Genomic DNA, 22,896 nt, shown 5'->3' with positions numbered 1-22,896 from the left:
CCTGCGTTCAGGGCTGCATCAGTTTTTCAATTTCTGCGGCTGAGCGCGCCAGTGCACCGCTGTTCTGTTCCGCCACTTCCCGGCCGCGGGCACCAGCTGAGGCTCGGGCATCGGTGTCACGCAACCAGCTGGCGACCTGCGCAGCCAGTTGCTCCGCATTCTCGACCACCGCCAGCGCGCCCACTTCCCGCAACAGGTTCGACACCATCGCAAAATTGCGCAGGTGAGGCCCGGTAACCACCGGCACGCCCCAGGCCGCGGGTTCAATCATGTTGTGGCCACCAATTGGCACCAGACTACCGCCCATAAAAGCCACATCGCAGGCACCAAAAAATCTCAGCAACTCGCCCATGGTGTCTCCCAATAGGACCTGGTCGGACGCGGCGGGAGCAACGCCGTCGCTGCGGCGCACCAGGCTGAGATTCTGCTCGCGACACATCCGCGCCACACTGTCGAAGCGCACCGGGTGCCGCGGCACAAGCACCAACAGCAATTCAGGGAATTCAGTACGCAGCGTGCGGTAGGCTTCCAGCACCACCTCGTCTTCCCCGCCGTGGGTACTCGCCGCCAGCCAGACCGGTCGCCGCGTTTTTCCACGCCACTGGTGAGAAAGGGCCTGGGCCTCGCTGATCAACCCCGTACCGATGTGCAGATCGAATTTGATATTACCTACCGCCACCACTTTTTCCTCGGGCATACCCAGGCCGATAAATCGCTCGGCATCCGCAGGATACTGCGCCACCACTCGCGACAGATGACTCAGCATCTCTTCGCTTAGGCGGTGAAAACGGGCGTAGCCCCGCGCGGATTTTTCACTCAGGCGCCCATTTACCAGAATCGTGAGGATCTTGCGCTGATCGCAGGCAGACAACAGATTCGGCCACAGCTCGGTTTCCATCGTCACCAGAATATTGGGCCGCAAGGCATCGAGAAACGGCGTCAGACACTCGGGCAAATCGAACGGCATGTAGTAGTGCAGCAGGCGGCCGTTGAGAACGGGTTCCAGGGCATCATGCACCCGCTGAGAGCCTGTGGGGGTCGTGGTGGTCACCAGCCACTGCCATTGACCGTGACGAGCCGCCAGTTCTGCGATCAGCGGAATCGCAGCCAGCGTTTCCCCTACCGAAACCGAGTGAATCCAGATCAGCGGTGCACGGCTGGCGCGGTTGGGCACCACACCGAAACGCTCGCGCAAGCGACGCCGTGCGCGGGTACGAGTACGGGGGCGAGAAGGAACCAGTCCAAAGCGCTCACTCCAGCGCTTGCGGTAGGCGGGATCGGCGCGACCGCGCCACCACAGGTGCAGCAGCATTAGTGGCAGAGACAGCCGGAACAACCAGGTGTAAAAGAAACGCATCAAATCAGAAACGGGTAACGGTTGGATTTGCGAATGACGAACAGCGCCGGTTTGCCGCAATTGCGATGGCAAAGCACCCGCCGTTTGCTAGCATTCTAACTCATCCTCTCGCGATGCAGGTGCGACCATTTTTAAGCATTGTCGAATTCTGCCGTATTTGAGTTTACAGCCATGAGCCATAGCTCCGAAGCGCGTAATTCAACTGTAACTGCCGCCAGTGCCAGAGCCGAAAACCTGGTGCAATTGGCAGCATTTTTCTGGCAACCGAACCGCTTCATAGCAACGCACCGCTGGCTGCAGATCACCGGCGCACTCGCGCTGCTGGTGTATGGGTTTTTCGGTATCAGTGTAGATTCTCTGCCGGACAAGGCGGCGCAACTTGCAAATCTGTGCGGCCTCATCTTGCTCGCATTTTGCGCCAGGCCTGTCGACGGCGTATCCCTGCGCCACTCGGGTATCCTGTGGCTGGCCGTTGCCGCGATTGGAGTGTCGCTGATTTCCTGGATAGGTTCCTGGGTGATGCACCCGCAGTGGGCCGAATCCTCCTTCAAGGTACATCGCCTGACAAACTGGTTCGCAATGATTCCGCTGGCGGTACTGCTCGGCGGCCAGGTGCGCAATGTGTATCTGCTGTGGGGACTGGCGCTGCTTGGGCTGCTGATTTCGCCCTGGGTTTCCGGTGGCGGCTGGCGTGAATGGCAGCAGGGATTTGCCGGCGTGCGGGTGGACTTCGGACTGCACAACGCCCAGCACACCGCAATGTTGTTCGGTACCGCCACCCTCGGGCTACTGGCCTTCGCCCCGGCCATTCTGCGCCGGCGACGCTGGGCCTGGCCACTGCGACTCGGCTGGCTGCTGGCGCTGGCGACCAGTGTCTGCGCGGTGATTCTGACCCAGACGCGCGGTGTGTGGGTGGGAATGTTGCCGGCACTACTGATATCCGCGTGCGCGGCAACCGTGGCCCTGCACAGACATTTCCGCAGTCATCGCCGTTACGTTATTGCCGCCAGTGCCGCTACTTGTGGTGCTGCAGCGCTGGTGGGCTATCTGTCCCTCGGCGACGTTGTCAGTCACCGCCTGGCGTACGAGCAGAACACCATCGCGCTGGCACAACAGGGTGAACTTGCACAGCTGCCGTACACCAGTACTGGCATCCGCCTGCATACCTGGGCTGAGGCCATGCACTGGATTGGCAAGCACCCGCTGGTTGGCTGGGGAGGCAACGGTCGCAGCCTGATCTTCGATCACTCAAGCAATCTGCCGGATGACATCAAACAGCACTTCGGGCATCTGCATAACAGCTATCTGGACCTGATGGTGAATTTCGGCCTGCTGGGTCTGCTGTTGCTGGCTGCCCTGGTTTACTGGCTGATGAATCGCTGCCTGCGCTATTACCGGGCGGGATTGTTGTCGGGCAATAACCTGGTGTTCTGCCTGTCTTTCACGGTATTTTTCGGTGTTATCAATTTCTTTGAGTCCTACCTGTTTTACGACAGTGGCAGGCTGTTGATGGCCCTGATCGGCGGCGGCCTGTTGACCCAGTTCTGGGCGGCGAAGCGCCAGCTGGCCGCAAAAAGTCACCCTACGGATATTGCGTCGTGAAAGTCATCCAGCTTGTGCCTTCGCTAAACGCCGGCGGTGTCGAACGGGGTACCCTGGACCTGGCCCGTGCACTGGTAAAGGCGGGCCACGAGTCCATAGTGGTATCCAGCGGCGGGCATATGGTGGCGCAACTGGAAATGGAAGGCAGTTGCCATATTGCACTGCCGGTACACAAAAAATCCCTCGCCAGCCTGTGGCAGGTGCGCCCCCTTCGCCGGTTGATCCGGGAACTGCAGCCGGACATTCTGCACGTGCGTTCCCGGGTACCGGCCTGGCTCACTTATCTGGCATGGAAAAAACTCGATCCCCGCACACGTCCGCGGCTGGTGAGTACCGCTCATGGCCTCTATTCCGTCAATCGCTACAGCGCGATCATGGCCAGCGCCGAACAGGTAATCGCGATTTCGGAGTGCGTCAAAGCCTATCTGGAAGGGAATTACGCCAAGCATTTGCGGGCAGAACCCGAGGTGATTTACCGCGGTGTGGATACCACAGAGTTTTCTTCCGCGGTACCGCCGAAGGCAGACTGGCTGGAAACCACTACGCGGAAATTCCCCGCGCTGTGCGGGCGCCGCTGGCTCCTGCTGCCGGGGCGCCTGACCCGCTGGAAAGGGCAGGAAGACTTTATCCACATGGTGGCCGCACTGCTGCGGGAACGCGACGATGTGCAGGGCGTGATTGTCGGTGGCGTGGAAAAAAATAAGGCCCATTACGAGGCGGAGTTGCGCATGCTCGCCAGTGCACTGGGCGTCGCCGATCGCATCACTTTTACCGGTCATCGCAGCGATATCCGCGAGTGGTACCGGCACGCGGCACTGGTCTACAACCTCTCCAAAAAACCGGAGCCATTCGGGCGCACGGTCATCGAAGCCGCCGCCATGGGCGTACCGATTATCGGCTACGATATCGGCGGCCCGGCAGAATCCCTGCGCGCCTGCTTCCCCCAGGGTCTGGTAGAAAACGGCAACCGTGCACAATTACTGGCAAAAACCCGCGAGTTACTGGACAACCGGCAGGGCTCTCGCCTGGGTGGGGAATTTACCCTCCAGGAACTGGCACAGCGCACGCTGTCGCTGTATCAACGCTTACTGTCGCCCCACTGAAAAATAAACAAACACAGGGAACGTGGAAATTGATTGACCTCAGACATGCAAAACCCTTCGCCGCTGGAGGCAATCGAAACTGCTACCGCCACCCCCAATATCCACAGCGCTGTATCAAGGTCATGCTGCCCGGCCGTATTGCCGAACTGCGCCGCCGCGCGCCCTGGTACAAGGTGCTGACACCGGACAGCCACTTCGACGATAACGCGCGGGAACAGGCCGGCTACCGACAGAAGGCCCTGAAAAAAGCCTCCGCGAACAGCCCGGTGTGGGCGCATTTACCCAAGTGGTACGGCCTGGTGGAAACCAGCGAGGGAACCGGTGCGGTATCCGAGCTGCTGACCGATGGCAACGACATACCGGCCATGACCCTGGAAACCTATCTGCAGAACCACGGTCTCGATCAGCAGCTCTGTGATTCACTGGAACGCTTCTCCAACTGGCTGCGTTCTACCGGCGTGCTGACCAAAAACCTGCTGCCGCACAATCTGGTGCTCTGCCAGCGCAATGGCAAAGCAGAGCTCTATCTGGTGGACGGACTTGGCAACGCCAACTTTCTGCCCATTTCGGAATATTTTGCCGCGGCGCGCCGACGCTACATTGAGCGCCGAATTGAAAAAATGTGGAAGCGCATTCGCTGGGAAATATCCGACCGAGACCTTTCCTGGAAAGCCGCAGAGCGTTTGTGAGCCGACGTCCCTGCCACAACGCCACTGAACAGTACGGGTCAGCGCAGGCAATCCACAAAAACGGCAACCGCCTCGCGCCACTGCGCCGGACCACGGGCCAGGGAGGAGGCACGCTCGCCCATTTTTTGCCGGTTTTCGCCATCATCCAGCATTCGCAATAACTGCGTGGTAACGTCATCGGGGTCTGCGCCATCGCACAGTAAACCGGTTTCCCCTGCTACCGCATCCACCGCCCCACCATCACGCCCCGCCAGTACCGGCACGCCGTACCAGCCTGCTTCCCGGTAGACAATGCCAAACCCCTCTACCGAATTTCCTTCCCGCCTGGCAGGCATGACAAACACATCGCTGAGCGAGAAAAGCGCAGCCTTCTGCTGATCGTCTATACCGCCGAGAAAGTGCACCCTCGGCGCAACCCCCAGCTGCTCCGCCAACCGCTGTAACCGCGCGCGATCTTTCCCCTGCCCCGCCACCAGATATGTCGCCTCCGGATAGCGTGCGCGGATGTCCGACAGTGCGCGAATCACCCTGTCCACCCCCTTGCGCGGCTCCAGTCGCGCGAGGGTCGCCAGCACGGGGCCCGCGCCACCGAGCAGGCGCTGCAAACGAGTAACACTCTGCGCTTGCGCCTCGGGCTGGGGACTTATCGGGGGGTTGATCACCACCACACGAGTGTTGCCCTGCACATAAGGTTCGACCAGGCGTGCGGTATAGGAGGAATTGGCAATGACGGTGGTGGCACTGGCCAGGGCACGGCGGATGCGTGCGGCCTTGCGCGCGGACGGCTGTGAGGGGAACTCCATGCCGTGGGCCAGTACCGCCAGGGGCACACCGATACCGGCAATATGCTCCGCACTTTTCCAGGAGTCGGCGAATATCCCGTGCACCGTTTCCGAGTCCGCTCCCGAACGCCCACCAGAATTCACCAGTGCCCGCACCACAGCCGCCTTGCGCCATCGCCGCCACGGCCTCAGGCCGCCGATCCGGCGCAGGCGATACCGTGTGTTCAATAGTGGCTGGTCGCTGCTGGCGGCATCTGCCAACACCAGGGTGTCGTGGCCCGCCGCCGCCAGCGCTTCCGCCAACCCTCCCATCAAACCTTCAATACCCCCGCGGTCAGGAGGGAAGTTTTGTGTCGTAATCAGAATCAATGGCGCCCCCACATTGTTCAGATACCGGAATCCGGCAGGGTTACGCCATCCAACGCGGTTGTCTTACCCGGCTCGGATTCGCCAGAACCGCGGTCAGCCGCACCCGCGACGCCGGTTAGCGGCCCCGGCAACCAGCCGCAGCGGCGCAGCAGAGCGCGGGCGCAGGCTACGGGTTGTCCCAGTGCCCGCGGTAACGGCCCTCGTGAGGCTGTGGATAAAGCTGTGGGCAACGCAATATCTGGATCTGAGATCTCGCCCACCAGGCCCTGATCCAGCAGGCGCTGGACCGCGCTGCGAATCTTGTTGCGGGATTTGCGGCTGGGCAGGGTGATGACCCCGACCCGGGCGCGGCTTTGCAGTGCCTCAAACAACATCGACACACTGTCTCCTGTAACCCAGATCTGCCCGGCGCGCGCCATCTGTTCCGCCAGCCAGCCCGGCGGGCACCGCTGCCAGGGGTGGAGTTCGCCGCGCCCCGCATACTGGACCAGGGTGTCCCGGGGCGTGCGGCGACTATCGGACAACACCCACTGCAACGGCTGCTTTAACAACTGTTCCGCGGCCGCCGCCACTTTGACCCCGTCCCAGTAAAAGTGCCTGCTGGGACCGCCGAACAACAGCAAGGCGCGATTTTCATCCAAAGGGAAGTCCGGCAGAGGTTCCGCGAGGGCACCCTGGGTAAGAATGACGTTGTCCAGCGGCGGTGGACAGTCGTGCTCCGGCGCGATCACGAAATCAAACCAGGACAGTGGCAGGCTGGGCTGCATGATCACCACGCTGCGACCACCGAAAGCATTACGCGCCCGCAATATCGCCCAGTGGCTGCGATGGCCGGCGCCGAGAATCAGGTCTGGTCGCGGCAGCCCCGCGAGATCGGCTGGCAACCTGCGCCAGGGGACAATCCGCAGTGCGCGGCAGTCGAGATCACGACAATCCACGCCGTCCGACCCCAGGCAACAGCACAGCCCGCTGACCAGCGCCGCACTCTGTTTCTCGTGAGCCCGGTTACCGTCCAGAAAACGCCAGATTGTCAGCAATGCCAACCTCCTTGTTGGTCACGCCAGTCCTATTCTCGCCCTTGGGTATCCTGCCCTCGCCATTTGCGGGGATAAACGCGCCACACCGTCGCACGATTGATCCCGTGGGGTCTGGAAGTATAATGCCCGACTACCTTTATTTTGCCGTCACTATTGTTATTCACACTTGTCGCTGAAACTATAGTCACGGATTCGAGTCGCGGGTTTGCTTTTGCTCCATGGACGGGCACAGGCGTTATCGCTGGTATTGTTCACACTATGCGCATTCTCCATGTCGACAATCACCAGCACCGCAAATATGGCAATATCCGCGTCAGCTGGGCACTCAAGCTTTACACCGGGCTGGTCCGCGCGGGCCACAACGTACTCGCGTTTAGCGACCGCGACATAGCCAGGTTCGAGGCCCCCCTCGGTATCCGCGAACTGGGCCGGAAAAAAACCAACCAGCGGCTGTTGCAAACGGTGGCAGCCTTCGAGCCTGAACTGATCATCTTCGGCCACTGCGACCTGATCGAAAATGCCACCTTCTCGGAAATCCGCCGCCGGCATGGAGATGTTGTTCTCGCCGCCTGTAATAACGACCCGCTGTTCGTGCCGCGCAACGCCGCGAATATTCACAAGCGCTGTGAAATCGCCGATGCCATGTTCGTATCCACCGGGCCACAGGAACTGAGCATTTTCGCGGGCGGACGCGCGCGACTCTGGCATATGCCGAACCCGGTCGACCCCAGTGTGGAAAACGCCGATGCCAGCGCCCTTGCCGCCGGTGATCCAGCGCTGGAGGCAGACCTGTTGTTCTGTAGCAACGCCCAGGAACACTCGGAACGCAGCCAGCTGGTGTCGGCGCTGCGGCGCACACTGCCGCCGGATTTCCGCTTCCATACACCCGGACTGTTCGGCCAGCCACCCCTGTGGGGGCGGGATTACGAGCGCAAACTGGCCAGCAGTAAGATGGGCCTGAACCTTAACCGCCAGGAGGGATACCAGTGGTATTCCTCCGCACGTATCGCGCAAATGGCCGGCAACGGCCTGCTGGTATTTACCCACGCTTCCGCGGGCTTCGACGATTTCATGCCCGCAGAAACCCTGGTGTACTTCGACAGTCAGAGCAACCTGCAGAAACAACTCCTGGCATTTCACAGCGATGACGCCATGCGCCAACATTGGGCAAAAAATTGCAGGGAGTTTTTCCACCGCGAGATCAACAACACCCGATACGCCCAGTACATTGTGGAAGCCGCCACAGGATCCACGTTCAGCCACGACTATGTATGGCTGAGTTGAAGCAACCTATTATTGATAACCAATGTCCGTCATCAAGCCAGTAGCAAGGCCGCGGCAAAAAAATGAATTAGGGAGAACCTTGTATGAACGTCACCGTATTTGGTACCGGTTACGTCGGCCTGGTGCAGGCTGCCGTACTGGCAGAAGCGGGTCACCGCGTGAGCTGCATCGACATTGATGAAAACAAGATCGAGAGGCTGCAACAGGGACATATCCCGATTTTTGAGCCGGGTCTGGAGCCACTGGTCAAGCGCAACAATGAATCCGGCAACCTCACATTCAGTACCGATGCCGCCGCTGGCGTCGCCCACGGTGAGTTGATTTTCATCGCCGTTGGCACACCACCAGATGAAGACGGCTCCGCCGATCTGCGCTACGTACTTACCGTTGCGCGCACTATCGCCGAACACATGAACGGCAAAAAATACATCATCAACAAATCTACCGTCCCGGTGGGCACCGCCGACAAAGTGCGCGAAGAAGTCACTCGCACACTACATAAGCGCGATGCGCTGAATCTGGAATTCGATGTTATTTCCAACCCGGAGTTTCTGAAGGAAGGCTCGGCGGTAAGCGACTGCATGAGACCTGACCGCATCATTATCGGCACCAGTGAACACGCATCGGAGCAGAAGATGCGCCAGCTTTACGCGCCCTTCAATCGCAACCACGACAAGGTCATCGTGATGGATGTGCGCAGTGCCGAGCTGGCCAAATACGCCGCCAATTGCATGCTGGCCACCAAGATCAGTTTTATGAACGAGATGGCGGTGATTGCCGACCGCGTGGGTGCGGACATCGAATCCGTACGCCAGGGAATCGGCTCCGATCCGCGCATCGGCTACCACTTCATTTACCCGGGCATCGGTTACGGCGGTTCCTGTTTTCCAAAAGACGTGCAGGCCCTGAAAATTACCGCCGCGCAACTGGGTCTCGACCCGAAAGTACTGAACGCGGTGGAAGAGCGTAACCACGCACAGAAACATTATCTGCTGGACAAGATCGTGCAGCGTTACGGCACCGACCTATCCGGCAAGACCTTTGCCCTGTGGGGACTCGCGTTCAAGCCGAATACCGACGATATGCGCGAGGCCCCAAGTCGGGTGCTGATGGAGAAACTGTGGGAAATGGGCGCGAGGGTGCGCGCCTTTGACCCGGAGGCCATGCACGAGTGTGAACGCATTTACGGCAATCGCGAGAACCTGCAACTGTGCGGCACCCGCGACAGCGCGCTGGCCGGCGCCGATGCGCTGATCATTGCCACCGAATGGCAGCAGTTCAAATCACTGGATCACAACACGGTGCGCAACAGCCTGAAAGCACCGGTGGTGTTCGATGGCCGCAACCTCTACCAGCCGCTGGATATGGCAGAGGCCGGATTTGAGTATTTCTGCGTGGGTCGCCCGCAGGTAGCGAAGGCGTAAACCTCACGCCACCCGTGCCGCCGGGCATAGCCCGCGGCACGGGTCAGCGCAGCAGTCGGTACAAATCGTAATGCTCGAACACGTCGCGAATTTTGCAGTCGTTGCCGCCGCGCTTGCGCCAGTTTTCTTTCCTCAGCGCTGATCCCTGACTTCCCGCCACCGGCAGGAACCGCTCGGTCCAATCCCGGGAATCCACTACCCGCGCACAGGGTGTCCCCTGTTTCAGGCTCATCGCTTTCAGCCACACATCATCGGCATTGGGGCACAACCGCATGAATTTTTCGTGGTCGAAGGCATCCGGGTGCAGAGCGCCCGGAAAATACAGCACCCCCCCCACCCCCGTGGGAAACACCAGTGGCGAGGGCTCAGCCCCGTCCTCGCACCCGCGCCAATTCGAACTCCAGTTATCGTACGACAACAACTTGCCCTGCCGGTCGAGAGACATCTGATGTGCGCGGTGGCAGTGTATCCAGCCGGGATTGCGCAGCCAGGCCCGGTAAAGCTGATCGATCATATCCGGCGGGTACAGTGTGTCGTCATCCGCGGTAATGATCAGGCTTTGCGGAAATTGCTCGAAGGTATAGCAATATTTTTTGTAGGGCCCGAAGTCTTCGTCGACAAAGCGGATGTCTAACCCGCGCTGTTTCTGGCGCTCAAGGCTGGCGGGAATCTTCCGGTCCGGAAAATTTTTTGTCGAAAGCCACAACACCACCACATCGGCCCTGAGCCATTGCTGGAACAGGCTTTCAATGGTGTACACCACATTGTCGATGCGCTTGTCGTACGAGGTCAGGGAGACAACGATACTGTGTTCTTTGTCATTGCCGACGCCGGGTGCAGCGCTGTGCAGCGCCTGCTGCTCCAGCATTTGCACCCGCAGGATGGCTTCCAGCTTGCGGTTGTTTATGGCGTCGTGTTTGCGCAGGCGTTTTTTCAGGAAGTAGTGGAGCATCGGCGAATCACAATTTAGCAGCCCGGGACCTATCAAAGATTCTAAGAGATAGCGCACTATTGCTCCACGCGCGACCGGAACAAAAACTCCACAATACAAAACCAGCAACAAAAAAGGGTGGACACCTTGCGGTGCCCACCCTTTTGCCCGCGCTTTACGCCAGCCGGATGATCAGGCCGACGCGGCCTGAACCTGCTGATCGTCCTCATAGCAGTCACTGAGCCAGCCCATGTGCGCCTGGCTTTTGCCCTGTACCGCATCAAAGTACATTTGCTGCAGACGCTTGGTGATGGGGCCGCGACGGCCCGCGCCTATAGTGCGACCGTCGAGCATACGGATCGGCAGCACTTCGGCGGCAGTACCGGTGAAGAAGGCTTCGTCGGCGATATAAACCTCGTCGCGGGTGATGCGTTTTTCCACCACCTTGTAACCGCACTCTTCCGCCAGCTGGATTACCGATTTACGGGTAATACCGTCGAGGCAGGAGGTGAGTTCCGGCGTGTAGATAACGCCGTCGCTAACCAGGAAGAAGTTCTCACCACTGCCTTCTGCAACATAACCTTCCGGATCCAGCAACAGGGCTTCCTCGCATCCGTTGCGGATGGCTTCCTGCAACGCCAGCATCGAATTGATGTAGTTGCCGTTGGCCTTGGCCTTGCACATGGCGATGTTCACGTGATGACGGGTGTAGGACGAGGTGTTCACCTTGATGCCCAGTTCGCGGGCTTCCGGGGTCATGTAGCTGGGCCACTCCCAGGCGGCGATGATCACGTGCGTCTGCAGCTTGTCCGCACGCAGGCCCATGCCCTCGGAGCCATAAAATGCCATCGGGCGCAGATAGGCTTCCTTGAGACCGTTTTCACGCACCACCAGACGCTGGGCTTCATTCAGCTGCTCGGCGTCGTAGGGCATCGGCATATTCATAATTTTCGCGGAGCGGAACAAGCGGCGAGTGTGTTCCTGCAGGCGGAAAATACTGGTGCCGCCATCGGCGGTTTCATAGGCGCGCACGCCCTCGAATACGCCCATTCCGTAGTGCAGTGTGTGGGTGAGTACATGCACCCGGGCATCGCGCCAGGGAACCAGTTCACCGTCAAACCAGATAACGCCGTCTCTATCGGCAAATGACATGGGAAACTCCTACAAGAATTCTAATTCGCAACTGTAGGAGTGGCCTGGGGAGAGGGAGAGCGTCGAGCTTACGCCGGATCGAACCTGATCGCCTGCAGGCAGGCTCCTACAGCACAGAGCCTGATGAAAAACAGTTTAAGCGGGCAGCGTTTACCACCGGAGAAGAGCCCATCGTTACAGATTGCTCAACCCAGCATCTGCTGCCAAGTTGTTTCAACGGTCTTTCTTTCCGCTTCGAATTGGTCACCGGATACAACCCCTGGCAGCTGTTGTAATGCCAGGCGATGACCTTCAGATCGGTAGGCTTTGTAGGCGTCGATCAGATGCCCGGCTTGGTGGGCCGGCATCAGGCCTGCCTCGGTGAGGCTTTCAAGAATGCGAATGTTATCGGTATATCGCACAATAGACGGCGCGCGCTGCGCCCAGGCCAATGCCGCATATTGAACCATAAATTCGATATCAACAATACCGCCTGGCCCGTGTTTCAGGTCGAATTGCTGATCATTGCTCTTATCCAGGTGGGCGCGCATTTTATTGCGCATTTCCACCACCTCGTCGCGTAATTTCTGCTCGTCCCGCCGCTCACAAAGCAACGTCAAACGCAGTGCCTCGAAGGCTTCGCCGAGGCGCTCGCTGCCGGCCACCCTGCGCGCGCGCACCAGCGCCTGATGTTCCCAGGTCCAGGCGCTCTCGCGCTGGTACTTTTCAAACGCGGTCAGCGAGGTCACCAACAGGCCAGAGTTACCGGACGGGCGCAGGCGGGTATCCACTTCGTAGAGCGGCCCGCTCAAAGTCCGGGTTTGCAGGATGTGGATCAGACGCTGGGCCAGACGGGTGTAGAAACTGAGGTTATCGATGGAACGCGCGCCGTCGGTGTACTGCTGGGGCTCGGCGTCATGCACGAACACGATATCCAGATCCGACCCATGTCCCAACTCCAGGCCGCCGAGCTTGCCGTACGCGGCGATGGCAAAGCGCATATCATCTGCGCTCGCGCCCGCCGGCGCACCGTGTTTTTCCGTCACCTGCTGCCAGGCCAGGGCCAGAGACTGCTGCAAAATGGCTTCCGCCAGCCAGGTCAGGGAATCACTCACTTTCATCAGTGGCAGCGCACCGGTGACCTCCTGAGCGGCGATGCGCAGGCTCTGTCCCTGCTTGAAGTGACGGAGCGCTTCCATCTGTGCTTCCAGATCGTCACTGTCCACCCGTAACATTTCCTGGCGCAGGTCGTCAGCGATTTGTGCAGCGGAAGACGGCTGCAACAGGCGACGCTGATCAAGCATTTCATCCAGGAGAATCGGATGGCGCGCCAGTTGTTCCGCAATCCAGGGCGAGGCGGAGCAGAGCCTCAGCAGTTGCGTCAGCACTGGCGGATTTTCGTTGATCAACACCAGATAGGCGCTGCGCCGTAAAATCGAACGCAGCAGCGGCATCACCCGCTCAAGCGCGAGCAAAGGCTCGCTCACTTCCGCCGCTGCCGCCAGCAACAGCGGCATGGCCTGGTCCAGCCGCAGGCGACTGGATGCGGGCAAGGCACTGACGATGCGATCGGAATGCAGGTTGACGATCGCTTCCAGTGCCTTGGCCGCCGGCTGGTAGCCGGCGTTGTGTAACTGCTCCAGCCAGAGGTCGCGATCGTCAACGCGGGCGCAGCCGCTCCACAGCATTTCCCAGTGATCACTGGCACTGATTTCAGCGCTTTCCTCCGGCGGCGCGATCACCTCGTCGAATTCGCGCTCGATTACCCCGCGGGCACTTACAAGTGCATTTTCCAGGGACTGCCAGTGTTGGTAGCCGAGGGCAAACGCCAGCTGTTCGCGGCGCTCCGGTTCCGGTGGCAGTGTCTGGGTCTGCTGGTCGCGCTCCGCCTGCACTCCGTGCTCGACCCGGCGCAGCAGCAGATACGCCTCGCGCAGCTGTGCCGCAGCCCCTTCCGGCAAATGCCCACCCGCCTCGAGTTGCGGCAGTACTTTCAAAAGATTGCGCACCCGCAGGGCGGGTTCGCGGCCGCCGCGAATCAGCTGAAACGCCTGCGCAATAAATTCCACTTCGCGGATGCCACCGCGCCCCAGCTTGATATTGTCGATGAGTCCGCGAGCGCGCACCTGGCGCTGGATCAGGGTCTTCATTTCCCGCAGCGCTTCGATCACGCTGAAATCGATATAGCGACGGTAGGTAAATGGACGCAACAACTCCATCAATTCTTCGGCGGATTCCGCCGCACCTTCACCACTCATGGCGACCGGGCGCGCCTTGATCATGGCGTAGCGCTCCCACTCCCTGCCCTGGGTCTGGTAATAGTCTTCCAGCGCCGCGTAATGGCTAACCAGCGGCCCGCTGTCACCGTAAGGACGCAGGCGCATATCCACCCGGAATACAAAACCGTCAGCGGTTACCGCATCCAGCGATTTGATCAGGCGTTGCCCCAGGCGCTGGAAATAGGTCTGGTTTTCCAGGGATTTCTTCCCTTCATACTGGTCCCCATCCGACTGGCCCGGTTCCGGGTAGGCAAAAATCAGATCGATATCAGAGGACAGATTCAGCTCCCTCGCCCCCAACTTGCCCATCCCGAGCACGATCATCGGCTGGATTTCTCCCGCTCGGCTGCGGGGTTCACCATGGCGCTCGACCATTTTTTCCCGGTGCCAATCCAGTGCGGCCTGAATAGTAACTTCGGCGAGTTCGCTCAACCGCGCGCATACCGCAGGAATATCCCACTGGCCGGCAAAATCGCGCCAGATGGCTTCGGCGTTGACCCGATTGCGCAGCTGGCGAAGGGACTTCTCCAGTGCCTGTTCGGATTCCAGTTGTGCGAGATCCGGTACTGGAATACCGAGGTCATCCTCGCCCACCAGGCGATACAACAAATCCGGACTGCGGCTGCACTGCTGTACAAAAAAATCCGAGCCCACAAAGCTCCGCGCCAGTGCACGTTGGCGATCGTCCGAGTCCAGCGCATTTTCAACCTGCGTCACCTGCGCTTCGCCCACTGCACTGCACCAGGCCTTCCAGCGCTGTCTCAACAGCTCGCGGTGTTGTTCGGGACAGAGATCGGTCAACGGCATAGTAATCCCCTTGTGTCATTCACTGCGGTTCTGCGCGGGCCTGTGCGCTAAGAGTCTGTAGTAAGTGCCCAGAGTATACATTGGCGACAGGCGCTTTCCTCGCCGACGCCGAAGCACTTTGAGCGCCATCTGGCAGGTAAAAAAAACGCGCAGTTGCCGCTGTTCAAGCAGCCTCGTCTGCGCGTTTTTTAATAATTGCGACCTGGGTCAGGCGTGAAGCAGTCTCCCTTCACCCATCTTGATCACATTGCCACCAATGCGACAGCGCACTTCCTTGCCCGGCTTTTTGTCGAACTCGGCGTGCAGCACACTTTTGCGGCTGTCGAGACTGCCGCGGTCGATGGAAAAGGTGTGTGTACCGGCGACCGTTTCCTGCTGCTCTGCCAGGTAGGCGATAAACTCCGGCATCACATTGCCGATCGGCGGGAATACGTCGCGGGCCAGCCCCGGATTCAGCAGGCGGCCGTGAAACTCGGTAGCGCCGGTAATCGAGCCGGGGGCAAACAGGAACACTTCAGAAGTGTACATGTCCCCCAGCAGTTCCACCCAGCGCTCGTGATCCAGGCTCGCGGCCAGAACGTGTTGCGGGCGGGTAAAAGGAACAATCAGCGTGGGGCTGTCGACACTCACCACCATGGGTTTGTATTTACTGAAGGAGATGTGCTTTTCCTCGGTGTTCAACGCCGCCGCAAGGCGAGCCACTTCCGGGGTATAGCGATCCACGGTGGGAGACAGGACGCGGGCAAACTGGATGGCACCCGGGGTGCCCCCATTGTCGTCGATAAAACTTTCAATCAGGCCGCGGTCCTGTTTCAGCAGGAAAGAGGCAAACTGCCCTTCCTTTTTGCAGAGTCCCAGCTCAAACGCCATATAGGCAGCGGCGAGAATGGTATGCGCGCCAAAGCGCTGTGGCCCCCGGGCGTTATATACGCTGGCGGGCACCGGCTTTTCCGGCTCGATAAACACCGTTTCGGTCTGTTGAAACTCGCTGGCAATGGCTTTCTTGGTCGCCTCATCCAGGCTGCGCCCGGCCAGGTTGAGCACCGGGATCTGGGTACCCTGAAACGGCGCGTTGGCAAATACATCCAGTAAAGCGTATTCAAGCGTCATCGTTATCGTCCTTGTTATCTATTACCCGTCAATGGGATCGGTGCCGGCTGTGGAATCGCTGCCGACTATGAAGTAGTGGCGAGAATATGCAATCACCCGCCCCGTGCCGTCAGAACGCAATATCCGGCGGCGGCGCCACGCGCAGTACTTCCTGCACCGTGGTAATCCCGGCCGCCACCTTGCGTGCCCCGGACAGTCGCAGGCTGTTCATACCTTCGCGCATGCCCTGCCGGCGCACCTGCTGCAAATCGCAGTCTGGCGTCACCAGGGCCTGGATGGCCTCCGTAAACGGCAGAATCTCATAGATACCCTGGCGGCCGCGATAGCCGGTATTGCGACAATCGAGACAGCCCTCCGGCTGATACACCACGTCCGGCTTGGTGGCCTTCCAGGGCTTTACCAGCGCCTGCCAGTCTTCGTCACTGACCTCCGCCTTGGCTTTGCAGCTGGGACACAGGGTGCGCACCAGGCGCTGCGCCATCACCCCGAGTACGGTGGATTTCAGGAGATAGTGGGGCAGGCCGAGATCCAGCAGGCGGGTGACCGCAGTGGGCGCGTCATTGGTGTGCAGGGTGGAGATGACCAGATGGCCGGTAAGCGCCGCCTGCACCGCCATCTGCGCGGTTTCCAGGTCGCGGATTTCCCCCACCATGATGATGTCCGGGTCCTGACGCATCAGGGTGCGGATTCCTGCGGCGAAGTCGAGGCCGATGCTGTGGTGCACCTGGGTCTGGTTGAAACTCTCTTCCACCATCTCGATGGGGTCTTCAATGGTGGAAACGTTGACCTCGCTGGAGGCCAGCTGTTTCAGCGCGGTATAGAGGGTGGTGGTTTTGCCCGAACCGGTGGGACCGGTGACCAGCACAATGCCGTTGGGGCGTGACAGCATGGTCTGCCAGCGGGCGAGATCGTCGCCAGCGAGGCCGAGGTCGTGATACGAGCGCGCCAGCACTTCCGGATCGAAGATCCGCATCACCAGCTTTTCCCCAAATGCGGTGGGCAGGGTGGAGAGGCGCAACTCGACCTCACTGCCGTCCGGGCGCTTGGTCTTGATGCGGCCGTCCTGGGGTTTGCGCTTTTCCGCCACGTTCATGCGCCCGAGGATTTTCAGGCGGCTGGTAACCGCGGCATTGACCTGATCCGGCAGCTCGTGAATCGGGTGCAGAACACCGTCGATGCGAAAGCGGATACGCCCGACATCCCGGCGCGGCTCAATGTGGATATCACTGGCGCGCTGATCGAAGGCGTGCTGCAATAGCCAGTCGACGATGTTGACGATATGCTGGTCGTTGGCCTCCGGGTCCTTGAGATTCCCGAGTTCCAGCAGCTGTTCAAAATTGTTGGCACCGGAAGTTCCCTTGAGCCCGCTGGCACCGGATATGGAATTGGCCAGGGAATAGAATTCGGTGCAGTAGCGTTTGATATCCGCCGGATCCGCCACCACCCGCTGCACGCTGCGCCCGCTGGTGTGCGCCAGCTGTTCCTCCCAGCCACTGGCGTATGGCTGGGCGGTGGCGACCAGCAGCGTATCTTTACTGGCCTCAACGCAAAGAATCTGGTGGCGCTTGGCGAACTGGAAGCTCATCACCTCGGTCACCGCCGCCACATTCACCTTCAGTGGGTCGATATGGTAAATATCGTGCGAGGCGGTCTCCGCCAGCCACTGGGTGAGCACGACTGCGCTCAGTGCCTTGCCTGGCCTCTTCTGGTTCTCCAGTTCACAGCTGGCGATATACGAAAGGGGATGCATCTGCGCCTGTTCAGCGGTGCGCGGGGTGCCGATCAGGCGGTTCGCATCGCTGCGACTGACATACCCCTGGCCCACCAGATCTTCCAGTAAACCGGGCAGATCGAGAATCCGGTCCGCTAGTCTGCTCCCCATACACGTCCCCATTTATTCTTCTGTGCCCAATCGCCGACTAGGCTTAGTGTGAAGGCGCATTGTAGCTCTTATCCCCGAGGACTACAGCGCGAGTGGTCCGCAGAATTCCCGCGAAACCCAATGGTCACTGTGACCTTTGCACGTGTTGGGGTACCATGCCGCCACCCGGCCGCCCCAGCGGTCAAAAATCAATCTGTCAGGACCGGAAAAAGGAACCGACCATGCCCCTGTCCAACATCGCCAACCTGTTCGGCCGCTCGCCGATAAAGCCTATCAAGGAGCACATGGCGACCGCCCACAAGGCGTCAGCGGATCTGGTGCCCTTCTTTGAAGCCCTCATGCAAGGCGACTTCAACACCGCCAAAACCGTACAGCAGCGTATCTCCGCCAACGAGAACCGCGCTGACGACATCAAAAAAGACCTGCGCCTGCATCTCCCGGACAGTCTGTTTATGCCGGTTTCCCGCACCGACCTGCTGGAACTGCTGCACGTTCAGGACAAAGTGGCCAACACCGCCCAGGACATCGCCGGCCTCGCCATTGGCCGTCAAATGCAAATCCCGGCGTCCATGCACGCCATGATGAACACCTTTGTGGAGAGTGCCGTGGCCACCTCCGCGCAGGCGCTGACTGCCATCAACGAACTCGACGAGCTGCTGGAATCCGGTTTTGCCGGGCGCGAAGTGGATATTGCCCAGCGCATGACCGAAGAACTCGACGAGCTGGAGCGCAAGTCCGACAAACTTGAAGTGGAAGTGCGCGCCGCGCTGTTCAAACTAGAAAAAGATCTACCGCCTGTAGACGTGATTTTCCTCTACCGAGTAATCGAGTGGGTCGGCGACCTGGCGGATGAGGCCCATGGCGTAGGCAACCGACTACAACTGTTGCTGGCGCGTTAAGGGAGAGAAAACGTGGATATCATTGCTCAGTACGGCCATATCTTTTTGATACTGGCCTGCGTCTTCGGTTTCTTTATGGCCTGGGGTGTCGGTGCCAACGACGTGGCCAATGCCATGGGTACCTCAGTGGGCTCCCGCGCACTGACCATCAAACAGGCGATCATCATCGCCATGATCTTCGAGTTTGCCGGTGCCTATCTCGCCGGAGGTGAAGTGACCGCCACCATCCGCAAGGGCATCATTTCCCCGGACCTGTTCGCGGACAAGCCGGAGCTGCTGGTGTACGGCATGCTGTCGGCCCTGCTGGCAGCGGGCACCTGGCTGGCGATTGCCAGTGTGCTGGGTTGGCCCGTGTCTACTACCCACTCCATCGTCGGCGCCATTGTCGGCTTCTCTGCCGTAGGTATTTCCGCGGATGCGGTAGCCTGGGGCAAAGTGGGCAGTATTGTCGCCAGCTGGGTAGTGTCGCCAGTGCTGGCGGGGACTATGTCTTTCCTGTTGTTCCGCAGTGTGCAGAAACTGATCCTCAACACCGAGGACCCCTTCGCCAACGCCAAGCGCTACATCCCGATTTACATGTTTGCGGTGGGCTGGATGATCTCCATGGTCACCCTCACCAAAGGCCTCAAACATGTGCTGAAAGATGCGAACATCAGCCTGAGCTTCTGGCAGGATGCGCTGATTGCCGGTATCGCTGGCCTGATCGTCATGGGTGTCGGCATCATGCTGCTGAAGCGCATCAAGCGCGACCCGGAGCGCGAGCGTCACAACCGCTTCGCCAACGTTGAACGGGTATTCGCGATCCTGATGGTGTTCACCGCCTGCGCCATGGCCTTTGCCCACGGTTCCAACGATGTTGCCAACGCCGTAGGCCCGCTGGCTGCCATCGTCAATACCGTGCAGATGGGCGCGGTAACCGCCAAGGCCAGCATGCCCTCGTGGATTCTGCTACTCGGGGGTGCTGGTATCGTGGTCGGCCTCGCCACCTACGGCTTCAAGGTGATGGCCACCATCGGCCGCAAGATCACCGAGCTGACTCCGAGCCGCGGCTTCGCCGCCGAGCTGGGCGCCGCCTCCACGGTGGTACTCGCCTCCGGCACCGGCCTGCCGATTTCCACGACCCACACCCTGGTGGGTGCGGTACTGGGCGTGGGCCTGGCACGCGGTATCGGTGCACTCAACCTGCGTATGATCACCACCATCGTCGCGTCCTGGATCGTCACTCTGCCCGCGGGCGCGGGTCTCGCGATCCTGTTCTTCTTCTTCTTCAAGGGGGTGTTTGGCTGGTAACCAGAAACTGGTTATCGCCCGCTGGCAGTAGCCACTGCCAACTTCGCCTGTTAAAAAGGGAGCCAGTGGCTCCCTTTTTTATTGGTTTTATTTCCGGCATTTGAGAGAAGGTTTCCCCATGCAACTGCCCATGCAACTGCCCATCTACCAGGCCGATGCCTTTACCTCAGAGTTGTTCAAAGGCAACCCCGCCGCCTACGTCCCCCTGTCCAGCTGGCTCGATGATAAGCTGCTGCAGCAGATCGCCGCGGAAAACAATCTCGCGGAAACCGCGTTCACGGTGCCCGCCGGCAGCGGTTTCGAACTGCGCTGGTTCACCCCCGGTGAAGAGGTGCCGCTGTGCGGCCACGCCACCCTGGTCACCGCACATCTGCTGTGGACAGAGCTCGGCTTCAGCGAGTCTGAAATCCATTTTTACACCCGCAGCGGCGAGCTGATCGTACGCAGGGAAGATGAGCTGCTGGCGCTGGATTTTCCGGCTCAGCAAAACAGCGAAATTCCGCTCAGTGAAAACTACGCACACGCGCTGGGCGCGGAGCCATTGCGGGCGCTGGAAGTGGCCGGCTCCAACGACCAGCTGCTACTGGAATTCGCCTTCGCCGATGTGGTCGCCAACCTGTCACCGGATATGCGCGCACTGTTGAAACTGCCCTACAAGGGCCTGATCTGCACCGCCCCCGGCGAAGGATTCGACTGCGACTTCGTCAGCCGTTTCTTCGCCCCCGCCATCGGTATCGACGAAGATCCCGTGACCGGGTCCGCGCATACCCGGCTGGTGCCGTTCTGGGCGCAAAAACTGGATAAAACCTGTCTCAAGGCAAAACAGATCTCACCCCGCGGCGGTGAACTGGACTGTGTGCTGGCAGGCGAGCGTGTGCTGATGCGCGGGCGCGCGGTCACTTACCTGCGCGGCCAGATCAGCCTTTAATCGCGGCGGGGAAGGGAGATCAGCAACAGGGGATCGGGCAAACGTCTGTCGCCCCTCCCCTAGCGGTCACTACAAAAATGGTTACCCCAGACGTCCCAGAGGATTTGAGAGACTTTCAGGAGGCAGGGTAAACCAGGCGGGGCCGTCTGCGGTCATGTACAGACAATCCTCGAGGCGCACGCCGAACTCACCGGGAAGATAAAGGCCCGGCTCATTGGAAAAACACATACCGGGCGCCAGCTCGGTTTTCTCGCCGCGCACAAAATTCACCGGCTCATGCCCCTCCATACCGATACCGTGTCCGGTGCGGTGAGAAAGCCCGGGCAGACGGTAGTCGGGTCCGAATCCATGCTTCAGGTAAAACGCCCGCACCGCATCGTCGATACTGCCCGCCGGGGCACCGAGTTTGGCCGCTTCGAACGCCACGTTCTGCCCCTCCCGCACCAGCTGCCAGATTTGCTGCTGTTTCTTGCTGGGTTCACCGTAGACAAACGTCCGCGAAATATCTGACTGGTAACCTTCGACACTGCAACCGCAATCCATCAGCACAATCTGACCCTCGCGGATCTGTTGCGGCTGATCGGTACCGTGGGGATAGGCACTGGCCTCACCGAACAGCGCCATGGTCCAGACACCCTGCCCGCCCAGCGCGCTCTGGGCATCGCGCATCTTCTGGTTCACGTCGGCCGGTGTCATGCCCGGGCGCAGCTGATCCCACACCATACCGTAGGCGGCGAGGGTAATCTCATTGGCCTTTTTCATCAGCGCCAGCTCTGCCGGGCTCTTCTGCATGCGGCAACCGCGGGTGACTGGGTCCGCGCTCACCAGCTTGAAGGATGGCAGCGCGTCGCGAATGCCATCGGCGACAAACCAGCGCACCGTGGCCTCAAGACCGATGACACCGGATTTGATCCCCCGGTCTTTCAATACCCCGGCGATGCGCGCAAACGGGCTTTCGTGTTCATTCCAGGTGCGCACATCCTCACCGAAAGTCATCGACTCACGCACGGAGGGCTCTTCGAAGAAGGGAGTCACCACAGCAAACTCACCGTGTTTGGGGATGACGACACAGGTCAGGCGCTCGGAGCGCCACCAGCGGATGCCGGTGAAATACAGCATCGCCGCCCCCGGCTCGAGCACAATGGCGTCGACACCATGCTTTTGCATCAGCTGCTGGGCCCGCGCCACCCGCGCCTGTCGCTCGGCGACGCTAATGGGCTGTATTCCCTCGAGCAGGGACTCGGGCTTGATATCTTTTGTCGGCGACTCTGCCGCACGCAGCGGCAGCCCCGGAGTCACCGCCAGCAGCGCAGCCGCTTTGAGTAATTGGCGTTTGGTCGGCATGAAATTCTCTCCCCATATCTGCCAGCAGCGTCATTTAGCCCTGGCTATGGCGTCAGTTTATACGTCCGAGAGAGTATCCCGATTTGGCAGGAAAAACAGCGGCGCTTATCGCACCTGAGCTGCATTGTGGCTTGTATCGGGCAGAGGGCGACAATGGAAATACAACCACTACCAGTAGTGGTAATGCAGGCGTTCGTTCTTGCGCGGGCCGCTGATATGCCAAATCAGCTCGATTTCATCATCGTGCAGCAGGAGCTCTGCCGTGTAGATATCCTCTCCACACAGGTGCGGGGACTGGTGGCGGAAGCCATGTACGGTAACGGGAACGAGGTTGAACAACAACACCGGCGCCTCCCGGCGCAAATGTTCCAGGCGCACGGAATCGAGGCAGCGGGTCCAGCGGTAGCGGTTTTGCAGCGCGACAACATGGCCATCGGCATCAGTAAATTTTGCCTGCTCATCGAACACAATATGCGCTCCAAAGCGGGTTACACTCACTTCGCCGCGCCCGTGCCCGCGCCAGTTGGTTTTCGATCCCGGGCCATTGCTGGCGTTGAAACTGAAGGCGCGGATTTTTTTCAACCGTTCACAGAGTTGCGCTAACGCCGCCAGGGATTTGTAATCCGCCTGCATATTCACCAAAGTATT

Annotated in this window: 18 protein-coding genes; 8 read left to right on the top strand and 10 right to left on the bottom strand. The window is 59.9% G+C overall.

Annotated elements, in window-relative coordinates; translation table 11 throughout:
* Positions 1-7: 7 nt before the first annotated feature.
* Positions 8-1,357: a lipid IV(A) 3-deoxy-D-manno-octulosonic acid transferase gene (gene waaA, locus PVT68_RS14595; RefSeq protein WP_280322534.1), complete on the bottom strand. Its 1,350-nt coding sequence runs from the start codon at positions 1,355-1,357 to the stop codon at positions 8-10.
* 171 nt (positions 1,358-1,528) lie between these two features.
* Between waaA and PVT68_RS14590 the strand changes: the two genes are divergently transcribed.
* The 3 genes from PVT68_RS14590 to PVT68_RS14580 are packed head-to-tail and all read left to right on the top strand — an operon-like array spanning position 1,529 to position 4,751.
* Positions 1,529-2,959, top strand: a complete 1,431-nt coding sequence (locus tag PVT68_RS14590) for an O-antigen ligase family protein (RefSeq protein WP_280319254.1) — start codon at positions 1,529-1,531, stop codon at positions 2,957-2,959.
* A complete protein-coding gene (locus tag PVT68_RS14585) occupies positions 2,956-4,062 on the top strand; it encodes a glycosyltransferase family 4 protein (protein ID WP_280319253.1) in 1,107 nt (368 codons plus the stop codon). Before PVT68_RS14590 ends, PVT68_RS14585 begins: the two co-directional genes overlap by 4 nt.
* Before the next feature lie 29 nt (positions 4,063-4,091).
* A complete protein-coding gene (locus PVT68_RS14580; RefSeq protein ID WP_280319252.1) occupies positions 4,092-4,751 on the top strand; it encodes a YrbL family protein in 660 nt (219 codons plus the stop codon).
* A 38-nt stretch (positions 4,752-4,789) separates the two neighbouring features.
* Here PVT68_RS14580 and PVT68_RS14575 read toward each other — a convergent pair whose 3' ends face one another.
* Together PVT68_RS14575 and PVT68_RS14570 are read right to left on the bottom strand one after the other, a co-directional pair.
* Positions 4,790-5,902: a glycosyltransferase family 4 protein gene (locus tag PVT68_RS14575; protein ID WP_280319251.1), complete on the bottom strand. Its 1,113-nt coding sequence runs from the start codon at positions 5,900-5,902 to the stop codon at positions 4,790-4,792.
* Between the two features lie 17 nt (positions 5,903-5,919).
* Positions 5,920-6,939 carry an ELM1/GtrOC1 family putative glycosyltransferase gene (locus PVT68_RS14570; protein WP_280319250.1) on the bottom strand — a complete coding sequence of 340 codons (1,020 nt, stop codon included), beginning with the start codon at positions 6,937-6,939 and terminating at the stop codon, positions 5,920-5,922.
* Positions 6,940-7,197: 258 nt separating this feature from the next.
* On the opposite strand from PVT68_RS14570, the gene PVT68_RS14565 reads away from it, so the two are divergent.
* Both PVT68_RS14565 and PVT68_RS14560 read left to right on the top strand, forming a co-directional pair.
* Complete coding sequence (locus PVT68_RS14565) at positions 7,198-8,223, top strand: glycosyltransferase family protein (RefSeq protein ID WP_280319249.1); 1,026 nt, start codon at positions 7,198-7,200, stop codon at positions 8,221-8,223.
* An 83-nt stretch (positions 8,224-8,306) separates the two neighbouring features.
* Positions 8,307-9,647 (top strand): UDP-glucose dehydrogenase family protein, encoded by a 1,341-nt coding sequence (locus PVT68_RS14560; protein ID WP_280319248.1) that lies wholly within the window; start codon positions 8,307-8,309, stop codon positions 9,645-9,647.
* Between the two features lie 43 nt (positions 9,648-9,690).
* Here the strand turns inward: PVT68_RS14560 and PVT68_RS14555 are convergent, their stop codons facing one another.
* From PVT68_RS14555 to PVT68_RS14535, 5 genes are all read right to left on the bottom strand, one after another.
* Positions 9,691-10,599 (bottom strand): hypothetical protein, encoded by a 909-nt coding sequence (locus tag PVT68_RS14555; RefSeq protein WP_280319247.1) that lies wholly within the window; start codon positions 10,597-10,599, stop codon positions 9,691-9,693.
* 171 nt (positions 10,600-10,770) lie between these two features.
* Positions 10,771-11,730: a branched-chain amino acid transaminase gene (locus tag PVT68_RS14550; RefSeq protein ID WP_280319246.1), complete on the bottom strand. Its 960-nt coding sequence runs from the start codon at positions 11,728-11,730 to the stop codon at positions 10,771-10,773.
* 185 nt (positions 11,731-11,915) lie between these two features.
* The gene (glnE, locus tag PVT68_RS14545; RefSeq protein WP_280319245.1) at positions 11,916-14,795 is read right to left on the bottom strand and encodes a bifunctional [glutamate--ammonia ligase]-adenylyl-L-tyrosine phosphorylase/[glutamate--ammonia-ligase] adenylyltransferase; all 2,880 of its coding nucleotides are present in this window, start codon (positions 14,793-14,795) and stop codon (positions 11,916-11,918) included.
* A 207-nt stretch (positions 14,796-15,002) separates the two neighbouring features.
* Positions 15,003-15,905: a PhzF family phenazine biosynthesis protein gene (locus tag PVT68_RS14540; protein WP_280319244.1), complete on the bottom strand. Its 903-nt coding sequence runs from the start codon at positions 15,903-15,905 to the stop codon at positions 15,003-15,005.
* Between the two features lie 109 nt (positions 15,906-16,014).
* Positions 16,015-17,787 carry a GspE/PulE family protein gene (locus PVT68_RS14535; protein WP_280319242.1) on the bottom strand — a complete coding sequence of 591 codons (1,773 nt, stop codon included), beginning with the start codon at positions 17,785-17,787 and terminating at the stop codon, positions 16,015-16,017.
* Positions 17,788-18,008: 221 nt separating this feature from the next.
* Between PVT68_RS14535 and PVT68_RS14530 the strand changes: the two genes are divergently transcribed.
* The 3 genes from PVT68_RS14530 to PVT68_RS14520 all read left to right on the top strand — a co-directional run bounded on the left by PVT68_RS14530 (position 18,009) and on the right by PVT68_RS14520 (position 20,904).
* Entirely contained in the window at positions 18,009-18,686 is a 678-nt protein-coding gene (locus PVT68_RS14530) for a TIGR00153 family protein (RefSeq protein WP_280319240.1), read from the top strand.
* 12 nt (positions 18,687-18,698) lie between these two features.
* Positions 18,699-19,976, top strand: coding sequence for an inorganic phosphate transporter (locus tag PVT68_RS14525; RefSeq protein ID WP_280319239.1), 1,278 nt, complete (start codon positions 18,699-18,701; stop codon positions 19,974-19,976).
* Positions 19,977-20,094: 118 nt separating this feature from the next.
* Positions 20,095-20,904 (top strand): PhzF family phenazine biosynthesis protein, encoded by an 810-nt coding sequence (locus tag PVT68_RS14520; protein ID WP_280319237.1) that lies wholly within the window; start codon positions 20,095-20,097, stop codon positions 20,902-20,904.
* 81 nt (positions 20,905-20,985) lie between these two features.
* Here the strand turns inward: PVT68_RS14520 and PVT68_RS14515 are convergent, their stop codons facing one another.
* Both PVT68_RS14515 and PVT68_RS14510 read right to left on the bottom strand, forming a co-directional pair.
* A complete protein-coding gene (locus PVT68_RS14515) occupies positions 20,986-22,248 on the bottom strand; it encodes a M24 family metallopeptidase (protein ID WP_280319235.1) in 1,263 nt (420 codons plus the stop codon).
* Between the two features lie 168 nt (positions 22,249-22,416).
* Complete coding sequence (locus PVT68_RS14510) at positions 22,417-22,881, bottom strand: DUF6314 family protein (protein ID WP_280322532.1); 465 nt, start codon at positions 22,879-22,881, stop codon at positions 22,417-22,419.
* Positions 22,882-22,896: the final 15 nt, after the last annotated feature.

Origin of the sequence: Microbulbifer bruguierae (assembly GCF_029869925.1) — a bacterium.
Classification (GTDB): domain Bacteria; phylum Pseudomonadota; class Gammaproteobacteria; order Pseudomonadales; family Cellvibrionaceae; genus Microbulbifer; species Microbulbifer bruguierae.
Note: the sequence above shows the minus strand (reverse complement) of the source record. Positions and strands in the feature narration are given on the sequence as shown.